The 14,794-nt window shown below is 43.3% G+C and carries 13 protein-coding genes; 8 read left to right on the top strand and 5 right to left on the bottom strand.

The genetic code is table 11. The features are described 5' to 3' along the window. Positions 1-335: 335 nt before the first annotated feature. Entirely contained in the window at positions 336-2,069 is a 1,734-nt protein-coding gene (locus tag J8Z23_RS03190) for a site-specific integrase (RefSeq protein WP_227994263.1), read from the top strand. Between the two features lie 50 nt (positions 2,070-2,119). On the opposite strand, the gene J8Z23_RS03185 is transcribed toward J8Z23_RS03190, so the two are convergent. The 4 genes from J8Z23_RS03185 to J8Z23_RS03170 all read right to left on the bottom strand — a co-directional run bounded on the left by J8Z23_RS03185 (position 2,120) and on the right by J8Z23_RS03170 (position 5,049). Continuing rightward, a complete protein-coding gene (locus J8Z23_RS03185; protein ID WP_023586006.1) occupies positions 2,120-2,617 on the bottom strand; it encodes an RNase H family protein in 498 nt (165 codons plus the stop codon). 168 nt (positions 2,618-2,785) lie between these two features. Beyond that, on the bottom strand, positions 2,786-3,397 hold the full coding sequence (locus tag J8Z23_RS03180) for a hypothetical protein (RefSeq protein WP_024700124.1): 612 nt from the start codon (positions 3,395-3,397) through the stop codon (positions 2,786-2,788). A gap of 659 nt (positions 3,398-4,056) precedes the next feature. Further along, positions 4,057-4,257, bottom strand: coding sequence for a hypothetical protein (locus J8Z23_RS03175; RefSeq protein ID WP_434634916.1), 201 nt, complete (start codon positions 4,255-4,257; stop codon positions 4,057-4,059). A gap of 147 nt (positions 4,258-4,404) precedes the next feature. Further along, a complete protein-coding gene (locus tag J8Z23_RS03170) occupies positions 4,405-5,049 on the bottom strand; it encodes a recombinase family protein (RefSeq protein WP_023586008.1) in 645 nt (214 codons plus the stop codon). Between the two features lie 347 nt (positions 5,050-5,396). On the opposite strand from J8Z23_RS03170, the gene J8Z23_RS03165 reads away from it, so the two are divergent. The 3 genes from J8Z23_RS03165 to J8Z23_RS03155 all read left to right on the top strand — a co-directional run bounded on the left by J8Z23_RS03165 (position 5,397) and on the right by J8Z23_RS03155 (position 8,743). Next, positions 5,397-6,125: a hypothetical protein gene (locus J8Z23_RS03165; protein ID WP_024700126.1), complete on the top strand. Its 729-nt coding sequence runs from the start codon at positions 5,397-5,399 to the stop codon at positions 6,123-6,125. Between the two features lie 923 nt (positions 6,126-7,048). Then, positions 7,049-7,600 (top strand): DUF6795 domain-containing protein, encoded by a 552-nt coding sequence (locus J8Z23_RS03160; protein ID WP_301660059.1) that lies wholly within the window; start codon positions 7,049-7,051, stop codon positions 7,598-7,600. A 3-nt stretch (positions 7,601-7,603) separates the two neighbouring features. Then, a complete protein-coding gene (locus tag J8Z23_RS03155) occupies positions 7,604-8,743 on the top strand; it encodes a lipase family protein (protein ID WP_005391480.1) in 1,140 nt (379 codons plus the stop codon). A gap of 121 nt (positions 8,744-8,864) precedes the next feature. On the opposite strand, the gene J8Z23_RS03150 is transcribed toward J8Z23_RS03155, so the two are convergent. Further along, on the bottom strand, positions 8,865-9,428 hold the full coding sequence (locus J8Z23_RS03150; RefSeq protein WP_258508375.1) for a porin family protein: 564 nt from the start codon (positions 9,426-9,428) through the stop codon (positions 8,865-8,867). A 424-nt stretch (positions 9,429-9,852) separates the two neighbouring features. On the opposite strand from J8Z23_RS03150, the gene J8Z23_RS03145 reads away from it, so the two are divergent. The 4 genes from J8Z23_RS03145 (at position 9,853) to J8Z23_RS03130 (ending at position 14,730) form a co-directional block, all read left to right on the top strand. Then, entirely contained in the window at positions 9,853-10,734 is an 882-nt protein-coding gene (locus J8Z23_RS03145) for a LysR family transcriptional regulator (RefSeq protein WP_301660058.1), read from the top strand. A gap of 120 nt (positions 10,735-10,854) precedes the next feature. Then, on the top strand, positions 10,855-12,390 hold the full coding sequence (locus J8Z23_RS03140; RefSeq protein ID WP_005391488.1) for a bifunctional GNAT family N-acetyltransferase/carbon-nitrogen hydrolase family protein: 1,536 nt from the start codon (positions 10,855-10,857) through the stop codon (positions 12,388-12,390). Between the two features lie 204 nt (positions 12,391-12,594). Further along, on the top strand, positions 12,595-13,182 hold the full coding sequence (locus J8Z23_RS03135; protein ID WP_005391489.1) for a DedA family protein: 588 nt from the start codon (positions 12,595-12,597) through the stop codon (positions 13,180-13,182). A 180-nt stretch (positions 13,183-13,362) separates the two neighbouring features. Further along, positions 13,363-14,730, top strand: coding sequence for a Na+/H+ antiporter NhaC family protein (locus tag J8Z23_RS03130; protein ID WP_167426846.1), 1,368 nt, complete (start codon positions 13,363-13,365; stop codon positions 14,728-14,730). Positions 14,731-14,794: the final 64 nt, after the last annotated feature.

Below are 14,794 nucleotides of genomic sequence, written 5' to 3'. Positions count from 1 at the left end.
TGGTGGACATATTCTGGGATTTATAAACTGCTCTGGATTAGCATGCTAGAAAACGTTTTAACCCAGACAAAAATCACAACTATCAAAAATAATAGCGTTACCGATTTCAACGGGTTGCGGAAAACTTTAGTACCAAGAAAAGTACCAAGAAATATAATCAAACCAACAAAATAACATTTAATTCAAAAACTTAATCAGTAAATTCAGATGACGCCAGCCCACCAAACATCATGTAAGCCTCTGATTTTTCAGGGGCTTTCTTTTTATATATGCCTATGAAAAGAGAAATTGAGGTACATCCTGTTCTACATATGGACGGAGATGACACTTTGCACATGACACAACGGGCAAACGGTAACTGGTACTATCAACGCCGTATCCCAACCCACTCTCAGCCATTCTTTGGCAACAAAAAGTCCATCAAAATCTCACTGCGCACCAAGTCTGTCGCAGAGGCTCGTGTTAGAGCGCGTCAGCTATCTGTAGAGCATGACGTCCTATTTGCGCAGCATGAGACTCTCGCAACAACGACAAGCAAACCTAAAGGCTACGCAAGTAACCCACTTGAGGTGCTCGTTGACGTCAAAGCTAGCCAAGCTCAACACAAAGAAATCACTCAAGCGACGTCTGGCAACCTAGTAGGAACTCAGAGCTTACTACACGCCCAAGTCTTTACTGCGCCACTAAAGGAGCGTGAGAGCGTCTTTACGGGTATTGAGGCAATGAGAGATGATTTATGCGAACTAATGTGCGACCTTGCCGAAAATAGATTGAGTGAGTATGACGCCAAGCTTTCGCGCTCATGGCGTATCATTGAGGGTGCGATGGAGTCAGAGCACTACGAGTACTTTGTAGAGCAACCATTTGAAACTCAAAGACAACTTGTCATCGAGAGCTGTAGAAAGTCGATACAAGGACTATCCTCATTAACTACTCAGCTCACGGATGTGATGGCAGAGCGTCTTGAGTTACCTAATGCGTCTGATACCTACCTTCATGAGCTAAGGGGAACGCAAGCTCCTACGGAGAGCGAACATCAAGGCTTACTACTATCAGAATGCGCAGAGCTTTACATCACAGACCGCTCGAAAGACGATATACGTCCTAAGACTCTTGAGCGCTACAAAGCTCGTATGCGTTTGATGTTATACATCTTGGGTGACCGTCCTATTGAGTCACTCAAACGTCCAGATGCTTTGACGTTTAAAGAGAAGCTATTACAGCTTCCAGCGAACCTCAACAAAGTTTCGAGCTTCAAGGGCTTGTCCGTTGACGATGTTATTGCGCTCAAACCGAAGCCTATGGCAGTGAGCACCGCAAATGACACAATGACAGACGTCGGCTCCTTCTTAGACTGGTGCGTGCTAAACGAGTATGCGACGAAGAATGTCTTTAAAGGACTCAAAGTTAAGACCAAGAAAAAGGCATCTGATGAGCGTTGCGAGTTCTCCAAGTCTGACTTAGAGACCCTATTTCAGCATCCGTACTTTCATGGTGGCGAGCGCAAGCATCCTCACTACTACTGGCTACCTGTTCTAGGACTCTACACAGGAGCTCGCCTCAATGAGTTATGTCAATTGCATGTGCGTGATGTTCGTCGAGATGATGAAAACAACTTGTGGACAATAACTATCACCAACACTCAAGAAGACCAAAACACTAAGAACTTCAGCTCAGTGCGCACTATACCACTACATCCAAAACTGATTGAACTAGGCTTCATTAAGTACGTACAGAGCCTTAATCATGAGCGCGTCTTCCCCGAACTGAAGAAAGGTCGTGATGGTTATGGGCAAGCTCCGTCCAAATGGTTTGGTCGCTTGCGTGACAGCGTTCTGCCTAACGCCAAGGACGAGAAGAAAGCTTACCACTCTTTCAGACATACTTTCATCAACGCCTTGAAGCAATCAGGCGTGTCCTACAGTCACGCAGCAGCTTATGTGGGGCACGGTGACGGAAGTGAAACGTTCGGACGTTACGGTAAAGCTTATGTCGCATCCGCTCTTGCGCCTGTCTTGGACTACATAACATTCGACTTCGACATAGAACCCTACGTACTACCTAACTAGTACAAATTAAAAGGTAACACCTGACGTCTAACCAAGTGTTACCTTTCATTTTACATTTTACCTTCGGCTGCTTGCCTTGCTAAGCGGTCTGAATGCTCATTACCTTTGATGCCAGAGTGACCAGCTACGTGCTCGACGCTAACACGTGGACGAATAGCTTTAAGCTCATCTATCAGCATCCATAAGTCCTGATTAGCGACAGGCTTCTTGCTTGAGTTGCGCCAAGCGTTACGCTTCCAGCTATCAAGCCATTCATTGAAGCCCCGCACACAGTACTTACTGTCACTAAAGACATTGTCCCCCTCACCTGCCACAAGTAAGGCAATGATGAGAGCCAGAAGCTCAGCCCTTTGACTGGTGACACCACCAGCCCTGCGAACGGAGGATGAGTACTCCTGAATGCAATGTCCAAGAGCGTCGTAAACAGCGACACCAACACCCCCTTGAAGACACCCGTGCTGATTGTCTGGTGCTGAACCATCGCAATAGATACTTAGTGGGTGCTGAGCGTTGTGTAATAGATGTGTCGTTTGAAGTTGTGTATTCATATTGAGCCCTTAATCGTAAAGCCACACCGAAAGCCCCACATAGCCAACTACACCAACGAAAGACTCGTAGTGACTAGCTTACAGCATGGCTTTGCGGTTAAGCGTTGGGTTTGAAGTGAAGTAGGCCTTGTGGTGGCCTATTGTGGGTTGTGGAGATCTGAGGGTTAATCAGGCTGCTTGGAGTGATAGCGCTGATGTGGCATGTATCGAGCGTTTAAAGGTAATGCTGTAGTTCGCACCTTCATCACCACCTAAACACACGATATAGCCGTGGTGGTCAAGCCGCTTTAGCGACTCTCGAATAGTACGAGGCTTGAGCCTTAGAGCTTCTTCAAGCGTCGACATCGACACGATAAGATACTTTGCCCCTTTCGGTAGCATTCGTTCAGCAACAGTAAAGACTCGCTTGTCGCTAACACTGAGCCTGTACTGAGACTCACTTTCAGGGATTGTTGTCTCATGACGAGGTATCCCATACATTTGTGCTAACTGAGACGCTACCTTACGGCAAACAGATAAGTACAACGCAATGGTGCGCTTTGAATACGACTCGCGGCTTAGTGCTTTGAGACTGACATTAAGACGCCTTTCGAGACTGTCATAGGTAAGTGTATCGAGCGTCTGAAGCAATCGAAAGATTCGGCTTCTAGACAGCCCTCGACCTACCCCAGACAAACGACAGGCGTTATCAAAGACGGCCATCTGGCGACGACTAAGGTCTGAGTACTCAAGTGCACAAGCAAGCTTAGCTTTCAGCTTTGAGTTGTTTACATACGTCATATCAAGTCCTTTAAAAACAATCAATTACAGAACAATCCTGCGAGACTGCAACATATATAAGAAAGGCATTGAGTAGTTACTTAGGGTTGGATAGAAAGGACGATGATTGATAGGAAGGCGCAGAGCTTAAAGTCTCTCTAAGAACTACTTTAAGTTAAGCTCTAAGTAAGTGATTGTTATTGTTAATAACTACAATCACATCTTAAAGACAGACTTTAAGTATCCACGCCCTGCACCAGCACGTCTTACAAGCTTAAAGCTTCCCTTAAGAGAACTCTTAAGCTTTGCGTCTGGTGCATGTGTTGCTCTTTGTCTCTCTGCTTGCCCAAGGCATTAAGACTCACTCTCTATGAAGCCGAGAGGTTACGAGGTGATGGCCTTGAAGCCCACTCAGTGCGTGACTCTGATATGTGACTTCTTGCTGTGGTTTGGCGGCTACAGTCCGCATTGGGTTTGTTCTTATAGGCAGTCGTAATTACAGGTTATTAACATCCTGTCAGACTCACCGTATCGGGCTGCGCCCTATAGGCAGTCGTAATTCGATTGGCATTGCGTTGAGACTCAAAGAGAGCGTAAAGGCAGGGGATGAGAGCGTTGATGCATCGATGGTTTGACCCAACTAAACAGACAAGGGCAGGCGTTGCACCCGCCCAAGTGACCTAGATAAGCTCGGCGTTAACCTCCGCCATGCAAGGCGCTAAGACATTCTCAATGCCATTTGTAGCGTCCTCAAAGACACCAAGCTCTACTAACGCTTTAACATGCCCCCACACCTCTTGGTGCAGCTGCGAGTCTTGCGTTGTAAGCAGCGTTTGAGTATCAAGATGATTAGAGGCTTTAATAGTTAAGACGTCGTTCATATCAATGCTCCTTTGTGCTTAAGGTGAGCTAAAGATACCGAAACTCAACTTGGTTGTGTTATGTGTAGTCACTAGTGAGTGCAATAACTTGAATATGGTCACGCAAGAGCTTGCTAAGTGAGCACTTATTGTTCAATCAGCCGACACTTAGAACACGGTGCCAGCTTCAACCGCCTTCTTCTTCACTCTCTGTACGGTACTTGCATTACAGCCAAGCTCCTGAGCGACACCACGGATAGACTTGCCCTCAAGTAACAACTCAATGATACGCTGATGCTGCTTGGTATTAGCTTTGCGTCCTTGGAACTTCTCAGCCCACTTCGTAGGGTTAGCTTTAAGCGCTTGTCTTCCAGCCTCAGCCGACGCTAAGCGATTCTTACGCTCTGCCGCAGCCATAGCCGTGAGCATGGTAATCTGGATGTCAGTGACCATGTTCTGCATGTCATCATCTTTGCTTGAGTATGAGAACGTCAGACCTTGGTTGATAGTCTTAATGCACACGCCCCTGTCGAGAAGCTCACGTATAGTCGATTCAGCGTCTCGATAGTCTCGCCCTAAACGGTCAACCCACCATACTACTAGAGTATCTCCTTTACGTAGCTTACCAAGAAGAACCGATAGCCCTGCCCTCTCTTTAGCTGGCACAGTACCCGACACTTTCTCTGTCGTAATCTCCGCATCAGGGTAAAGCTTTGAGATGTCACTCAATTGGCTGTCCACGTTCTGTTCCTTAGTCGACACACGGACATAAGCAAAGACCATTGAGTTACTGTCATTGGATTGAGTTGTCATTGTCATACCTCGAACGAGTGCTTTAGGTTGCTGTATGCTTAACTTATTGTATGCATATCGACAAGTCAACACCTAAAGCATACAAAAATAACCCCCTTAGAGTGTATGCACTTGGGCATAACCTAAGGCACACACCGAAAAATAAAACGTGGCACTGAGTCTAACTAGCAAGAATGACTACTTTCGCTAAAGGGGTTAGGGGGGGATTTGAGGACAAGACATATAAACAATGGCTCCAGAAATTTTTTTGCAAAAATTATTCGACCATCACACATCACTCCGTCACATTTTGATTAAAGTGCCAAGATGCATATAGTAAACCTTATGAATCACTCGTGAGAGCATATATGAATCTTGATGAATTCGTGAGCAATTACCTCACCAACCTATCCAGTCAGCTCGATGCATCAAACACCTATCTAACAATTTTTGCAGCAGTCCTTGGTGCTGTTCTAGGTATTGTGCTTTCCTTACTTGTTGGCTGGTTTGGAGGTAAGCTTAAAACTCTATCCTACAACCGTATTGTGCGTCAGCAATTAATAGGTCTCACTGAAGACAACCTCATGCGGTGTCGGGCTAATATAGGGGTACTCAACAACGAGTTATTGAGGTTAAGAGGCATAGACGGAAAAATGACTTTGAGTGGTATTGCTGCACTTATTGACTACCCCACTCAACTTCTGCACTTGCCTGCGAGCTTTCGAAGCTCTGAGTTATTCCTACTACGGATGCAAATCTCAGCCTTAAACGCCCATCATGCCCAACTCATCAACGTTGTACATTTGCGAGAAAGCCTTAGCATTGAAATCCGAAAAGCACCTGTAGGTCAGCAAGAATGGGAAATTGTGGGTCTTAGACAAGAATACAATAGGCACCTCAAAACGAAGTACTTGGAGATAATCAAATTTACGCAAGCCTTACAAGACTACCTAAGCATAGGGGCTTGGAAGCGATTCCTTATGAACTTCATACCCACACGTAAATTTAGAAAAATGCGAGACTCTCAAGCTGCAATACCCACCCAAAACAACAACGCCTCCAATTCAACTCCCCAACAGGGAACTGAACCGAACTAGCAGTGTTCTACAAGGTGTGCTACATTTCGAGTAAACCACTGGTGTACCTTCCTTGTATATCAGAGACTTACAGAGGAAAAGGCGACGAACTCTCGAATCCCGCCAGCTCCACCAAACGTTTGGAAAAGGCCACCTTCGGGTGGCCTTTTTTGTATCAACAACCCACTATCCACATTGTCTTCTTTTCTCACGCACTCATGCTACCTGAGAACTTTTCACTAGCATAACTCTGAACGTACGCCGATTTAAAAACTCGTTGAGTATTAAGTAACAGACGATACGCTCATAAATACACCACCAAAAACACATGGAAGTTCAGAAGAACTCACTCAGGACAAAAAGTGTGTACTATATGCTCTTCGATTTAAAGTGCTCTAAGTCTTTTGGGGTATCAACAACTACGAGCGCTAAATCTAAGTTATAGAATTATGATGGGTTAAAGTTGAACAATTTGGGTTTATCACTAACCATCAAAAGATACTCAATAAGCCTTTTCTTTTGTTCTTGGTTATCACAATTGGTGGAAATATAAATTATCAATTCAATCTAGCATTACGATGTAAATTAATAAAAACACCTCTTGACCAAGCGACTAATTAACTATTTTTAATACGATTTCATTGTCTTAAACCTAGTATTTATAGAGCTCTTTACCATTCGATAGCTCTCGTTTATTTTGCTTCCACATTACCTGATGAAAGCCTCAAAAATCCAATACAATATAACTACCTAAGATTAGCGCAGACTGAGTGTTCCAGATTTAAACTTTATTAATGCTAATAAAAAGCGGTCAAGTAGATAAACATAAATCTAAAAATGTAATTTTCAAATTCACAAGTTACAAGGATAATGCAGTACGAATCACATAGTTAACATTAAATATTGTAAAAACACACAATACATATATGTTTATAGATTTTTAAATGAAAAAAGTCGATGTGAGAAATTACTTAGTTGGATTTATTACAATCATATTGTTGAGCATTAATATGAGTTTTGGAGAGAGTATATTGAATAGCGATAAAGTTAACCAATACACACCACAAATCAATGGTGTGCTAACAAAAAAAGGGAAGCCGATTAATAACCAAAAGGTTAGCCTTAGTATTGGTTTAAGCGCTTCAGGAAAATCAATAGACTTATCAACATTTACTGACAGCAGTGGTCGGTTTGAATTTTCTCCTGTGTATGAGAACAAAGAGAGCGTTAAGATCCCGCTTATTGAACATTATGTAACTATTGTTTTAACCACAGAACTAGATATTGATGAAAGCGTTATTATTTGGGAAGGTTCGTTCGATGGCTATGAAATAGAGGATTACGTAAAAAACAATATGGCTAATCTAGTCTGTGATGCAGCAAACCCTCTTAAGTACTTTGCTTTTTCAATTGATGATGACGAAAACGATGACTACTACGTAAATAGTCAATGTGATTTATTTGGATATATTGACTCTGACTTATATGGAAATTAAAGAATGCAATCACTCTCACCAAAGCTATCATCTAGAATCGCAGAAATCCCTTATTCTGTATTCGCAACTAATGTTCGTAACGTTAGTGGTTATATAGCAAAGTTTTTTACATTTGATCTAAGGAATGATGTCAAAAAAGGAACGACAAGTGGCTTTATGGGATTTGGTGGAATGACATCAGATTTTGTAGCGATAGGTCGAGGTAAGGGCGAGTTTGCCGATACTTTAGTATTTTCCTTCCGAGGCACTCAAGCAAACATCGGCGACATTATGACCGATGGAAACATTGGGATATCAGGTACCTCATCCGGTTACAGGGTACATGCAGGTTTTGTAAATCTCTTCAATACGATAAAGCCACAACTTGCAGCATACATCGCTGGTTATTCGAAAAAGAACATGAAAGCACCGAAGGCAGTACACTGTGTAGGTCATAGTTTAGGTGGTGCTCTTGCTTCATTAGCGGCAGATTGGGTGAAGAGTCAGTACGGCTATAGCGTACACCTATATACTTTTGGCGCACCAAAAGTTGGCTTTAAACCATACGCAAGAAGGGAGTTAGATTCTTCATATCGCTGCACTCATGGTGCAGATCCAGTTCCGATGTCTCCTCTTTGGCCATTTACTCACGGTGGTATTGAGTATCGGCTAGATGGAAGTTCTGGCATCTACTTCTGCGCTCATGGACTAGGAAAAAAATCTGTTCCGGGTTATGTCAATACCGCTACAAGTAATGAGTGGTCGGCACTACAACCCAAATCTCAAACTTACCTAGAACGCAACGTATTTCTTGACTTCAACAATAGATATAATGCTCGAATGACTGATGGTTGGGTAAGTAAAATAGTCTCTTCAATTTTGACCTTACTAAGAATTTCAGGTCTGGGTCATATAATACAACAAATAGCAACCGTAGGCCTTACTGCTTGGGATCAACTAGCTAAAGCTATGGCATACATTTCAAAACTAAAAAACGAGTATACAGAACACGTCCGCGGTATTTTAGGTCACATGAATGTAATGTCAGGTAGCGCAGCGATCGACCTATCGAGTATTACTTATAGAGTGATAAAACTTTGTTTTTCGAGACTAGTAAGAAGGTTAGACAGTCATGTTAGAAATGCTCTAAATATAGTAGAGTGACAGTAAAAGACACTAACAATTATTCTAAAAACAGCTCTATTAGCCTCAACTAGATTGAGCTCAAAAAAAGCGAAGCTATTTAGGCTTCGCTTTTTATTAGGGCTTAGAGTTGTTAACAGTATTAAAATCTATATTCCACACCTAGCGATGCTTGGTTAAAATCAGTTTTTGTGTTTGCACCATTCGCTACGTTCTCTGCATTCAGTTCTACGTCGTACCACATATATTCTGCGTTAACTAAGAAGTTATCAGTAACTTTAAAACCAACACCGGCACCAGCGAATACACCTTCATCATCTTTGTTGCCTTGGAAGCCCGCAACGTTGTAATCCGTCGAGTACCACATTTGACCGCCTTTTGCGTAAAGATCGACACGATCAGAAATAGGGGCTGTAACTTTTAGTGCTGCGGTGTAACCGTCCGTTTCGGCATTTGCTAAGTTATTACCATAGCTACCAAAATCAATGTAACCGCCCTCTAACGCTAAGTAAGGGTTAAAACGGTAACCAACCAAACCTTGAATAGCATCACTGTCATCATCAAAGTCATCTTGTCCATCAACTTTTAAGTAACCATAATTGGCGCCGACATAAACACCATGATCTTTGGAGTCCGCTGCGTGAGATAAAGTACTAAACGTTGCTAAAGAAAAAAGGCCAATCAAAGTAACAACATTGCTTTTCATTTCGTTCTCCTAATATAAGTGCCATTGAAAGTTCGAATTATACAAAGCAAATGCAATGCCAATTTTAATTTAATGAAAAACATCTTCTACTTTATAAAAAAATGACATTATTTTGAAATTAAAACAACAAAACTAAAAGTTATACCGTTTTATTTACCTTGAGAAAATAATATTAGATTTCTGTAAATACTAATGATGTAAAACATTCTATTTTATTTGTAGTTTTTTCAAAAGATATGAGAAATCAATAAACAAACCCCAATCATCAATTATTTACATACCCATTATATTTAGGATTCTTAATTTTTGGTCTGGATTCTTTATGAACGAGTAAGGAAGGTAATCACACATCGGCTTTTTCTCTCTTTGCTTCAATAGGTAAATCTCCTACTCTGTGAAGAGGCTATCTCCATGGGACTGAAGTATGTTAAAAGGCAGTGAGTACCCTTCTATCCGAGCATTAAGGACGTTTGTCGCGGTTGCAAATTACCTCAGCTTCTCTAAAGCGGCGGATGCCCTATGCATTACACAAAGCGCAGTAAGCAAACAAATCGCCGCGCTTGAACAACTAGTGGGCTTACCTTTAATACAAAGAGGCTCGAATGGTATTGAGTTAACTGAGGAAGGAAAACGCTACCTACCGCAAGTCACAGAAGCACTAGAACTTATTCAGAATGCAACCGCTAACTTAATCCAATCAGATTCAAAGCAAGAATTGCTCACCGTGGATGTTACTCCTTCTTTCGCTAGCCTTTGGTTGGTGCCTCATATTGATGACTTCCACCAGCGACATCCCAATATCCGTGTAAGAATCTGTACCGGAGATGGGAACGTCAAAGGTTCAAGCGGTGAAAGCGACTTGCATATTCGTTGTCTTCCATTGTCCACTCATTATGAATACAGCCACTTACTATGCGAAGAAATACTACTATTGGTCGGTTGTACTAACACTCCTGCACTCGAGAGTGTACACGCTGTTAGCGACTATCCGTTGATACCTCAAATCACTCGCCCTCAGTTGTGGGAGCAATTTAAGGCGGCACATGCAGTAGAATCAACCGTTACCTATCACTCTGTAGGCTTTGAACATTTTTACCTAGCTTACGAAGCCGTCAAAATGGGAAAAGGACTCGCCTTACTTCCTGATTTTATGGCGCAGAATTCTATTTTAAGAGGGGATATCCAACGTATTCTCAACCTATCTTTACAGAGTGGTTATGGTTATTACGTGATGATCCCGAATTATCGCCTATCGGCTAAGAAAGTGGCGGCGTTTTACGAATGGTTGAAGAGCAAACTAAGCTAATATTGTTTTCTTGAAATGCTTTTGGTAAACCAAAACAACTCAAAGACTTCAGTATCTGTCTGCTCCAAATTGTGGCATTCTCATTAACACTGTTTCAAAAGGATAAATGGATTGAAAGATATGGACAGCAATTCGCCCAAACTCTCATTACGTACCATTGAGCCAACGGATTACCCTGAGCTTGCAGAACTAATGGACTTAGTGTTTCCTGATGTTGGCGGCTCATGGCCACGGCTAACTATTATGGATCTCATTCATCAGTTTCCTGATGGCCAAATCTGTATTGAAGATAACGGCAAAATAGTCGGTGCAGCATTAACCATTAAAGTGGACTACAACCGCTTTTCTCTTCCTCACCTGTATACCGACATCATTACCGAAAACAACGTCATACAGAATCAAGTAACCGGTGATGCAATGTATGGTCTCGATGTATTTGTCCACCCAGACTATCGAGGGCTACGTTTAGGTCGACGTTTATATGATGCACGTAAAGAGCTTTGCCGTAGTAAAAACTTCAAAGCCATTTTAGCCGGTGGTCGCATTCCTAATTACCACCAATACGCAGATGAACTGAGCGTTGCAGAGTACATCGACAAAGTAAAACGCCGTGAGCTTCATGACCCTATTTTGTCTTTTCAGCTTGCTAACGACTTCGATGTAAAACGTATCATGCGTGGATACTTGCCAGAGGACAGTGCTTCTAAAGGTTACGCGACACTGCTGGAGTGGGATAACTTTTTCTACGAAGAGGATATTCAATCCGTACACGATGTAGAAAAGACTCTGATTCGAATTGGTGTTGTACAGTGGCAAATGCGCGCGATGAATGACCTGGAGGATTTGCTCGATCAAGCTGAGTTCTTCATTTCTTCTCTTGCGAATTACAAGGCCGATTTCGCCCTATTCCCTGAGTTCTTTAACGCACCGCTGATGGGCTTGCAAAACGACAAAAATTCCGTTGAAGCAATCCGCTTTTTGGCTAGCTTTACAGAAGAGATCAAAAACCGTTTCTCGCAGATGGCAGTCACCTACAACATCAACATTATTGCAGGCAGTATGCCCGTTATCGAAGATGGCAAACTGTATAATGTGGCCTACTTGCTGCAACGAGATGGTGAAATTAACGCTCAATATAAAATCCACATCACGCCTCATGAACAAAGAGACTGGGTGATCGACGGTGGTGACAATGTTCAAGTGTTCGAAACCGATGCGGGCAAAGTCGGCATACTGATTTGTTATGACAGCGAATTCCCTGAATTGGGAAGAATGTTAGCAGAACAAGGCGCACAAATTGTATTCGTTCCTTTCTGGACGGACACAAAAAATGGCTATCAACGAGTACGAATTTGTTCCCAATCGCGTGCCATTGAAAACGAATGCTATGTTGCAATTGGTGGTAGTGTTGGTAACTTACCTCGTGTTGATAACGTGGACATCCAGTACGCGCAATCTGCCGTATTCTCTCCGTCGGATATCTACTTCCCGCACGATGCGACCTTGACAGAAGCAAGCGCCAACACCGAAATGATGATCTTCGCCGATGTTGATTTGACTAAGTTGAAGCAACTTAATACCGAGGGTTCAGTAACCAACTTACGTCACCGACGTCTTGATTTGTATGGCGCATTTACTAAAGCTAAAGAGTCATAATGGTGTGCCTTATTCGCCGCCACACGGGAGCGTGGCGGCGAATAAAACAAGCAGCAGATTGATTCCGCACAATAATCAGAGGCATGTCAGTTTTTCTCAGCGGTGAGAAACAAGAATTGACCCAGTAGGACATTCGGAGTATCACTCCAACTTCGTTCCGCTTTTATTAGGGGAAAGCTTTTGGAACACATTAACGAACTTCTCATGTCAATGAAGCCTTTGCTCGAGCAATACGGCTACTTGGCGCTGATTGTCAGTATATTTCTAGAAGGGATAGGTGTACCGATGCCTGGTCAATCGCTGATGATCGCGGCATCTTTGCTCTCTTCAGAACAAGTCATGAACCTAAGTATGGTTATGATGGTATCGTGGCTAAGCTGCTTTTTTGGGAATACCTGTGGTTACCTAATCGGGTATTACTTTGAAGGCTGGTTGGATAAAAAAGGCTATATCTCTGGCCCGAAGATGCAAACACTTCAACTGACTATCCAGAAATACGGCCCTACGTGCTTGGTCGTCAGTCGCTTTATTGAAGGAATGAAGCAATTTATGCCTCTTGCGTGCGGTATCGCGAAAATGCCACGTAGAGAGTTTTTGCTCGGTAACGCCCTCGCGGCGACGGTTTGGGTATTGGTATTCAGCTTGTTAACTCACTTTGCATTTGAACATTTAAGCGTGTTGAGCAACCTGTACACCGAATACAAATATCTGGTATGGGCATTTGCTGCTGTCTTATTTACGTGGATGGTTTTAGGTATTGTTAAACGCAAAAAAGCCAAATCAATGCAATAACGACAGCCTCTTCATTGGCGCATAACTAAAGCTCGTGGTATCAGTGAGATACGTAATACGAGCTTTTATTTTTTTCTTTACGCGCAAAATTTAAACAGCCATTTAGACGTCTAGACGTTGACAATGCGTAAATGTGATATTAGTCTGCTCTTCTCTCTTATTATTAACATTGTCGTTTACATGTCCGGTTCCCAACAAACAACTAAAACAGTTGCACCTTCTGCGGTCGCACTGATCCCATTGATTGTATTCCTTGCGCTGTTTATTGGCGTAGGCACTTACTTATCTTTGCAAGGCGTTGAATTTGCCTTCTACCAGCTGCCTGCACCCATCGCGGTATTACCAGCCATCATCATTGCGTTTCTTTTAAGTAAAGAGAAACTTAACCGCTCAATCGAACACTTCATGCGTGGTGTTGGCCACCCAGACATCATCGCAATGTGTATGATCTATCTGCTTGCTGGTGCCTTTGCTGCGGTAGCAAAAGCCTCTGGCGGTGTTGATGCAACGGTGAACCTTGGTTTATCCGCAATTCCAACCAGTATGATTTTACCGGGCATTTTCCTGATTTCTGCTTTTATCGCAACAGCAATGGGCACTTCGATGGGTACCATCGCAGCCGTTGCACCCGTAGCGTTAGGCATTGCTGAATCAGCAGGAATGAGCTTACCGTTAACCGCAGGCGTTGTGCTGAGCGGCGCTATGTTTGGTGATAACCTTTCTATCATCTCTGACACCACCATCGCGGCGACACGCTCTCAAGGTTGTGAGATGAAAGACAAGTTTAAAGAGAACATTCGTATTGCTTTGCCTGCGGCGTTGATCGCGATTGCAGTGTTCGCTTTCAACAGTACAGCGACTCAAGTGCCTGCAACTGGCGATATTGAGTGGCTAAAAGTCTTGCCGTACATCACTATTTTGATCCTAGCGGTATCTGGTGTGAATGTGTTTGTGGTTCTGTCGATTGGTATCCTTTTGGCTGGCGGCGTGAGCTTGGCATCGATTGACAATTACGGACTGACTAATCTAGCCCAAGACGTATACAAAGGCTTTGGCAACATGCAAGAGATCTTCTTGTTGTCCATGCTAATTGGAGGTTTGAGTGAACTGATGCGTCGTCAAGGCGGTCTTGCTTTCCTAACCAATTTCGTTAGCAGCCTTATCCACGCGTTTGGCTCTAGCCATTCAAAACACGCGAACAGCCGCGCAAGTGAGCTAGGTATCGCGGGCTTGGTTTCTATGGTGAATGGTTGCACGGCAAATAATACGGTCGCCATCATCGTATCGGGTAGCGTGGCGCGCCAGTTGGCGGAAGAGAACAATGTCTCTCCTCGTCGCTCAGCAAGCTTGTTGGATATTTTCTCGTGCGTGGTACAAGGCATTTTGCCCTACGGCGCGCAAGTATTGTTGCTAGGCTCAGTATTTAACCTTTCTCCATTAGAAGTGGTTGCCAACTCTTACTACTGTTTCGCGCTGGCAATTGCAGCCATTGTGGCGGTGTTTATCAAACACCCAGCTCGCCAACCCGCAGTGCAAACCGAAAACTAACGACAAATACCGAAAAGGCTCCGATGGAGCCTTTTTGCTTTCCGTTCTTCTTTATTTTCCTTGC

This window comes from Vibrio sp. SCSIO 43086, from assembly GCF_051132235.1.
In the GTDB taxonomy this organism is placed as follows: Bacteria; Pseudomonadota; Gammaproteobacteria; order Enterobacterales; family Vibrionaceae; genus Vibrio; species Vibrio diabolicus.
Note: the sequence above shows the minus strand (reverse complement) of the source record. Positions and strands in the feature narration are given on the sequence as shown.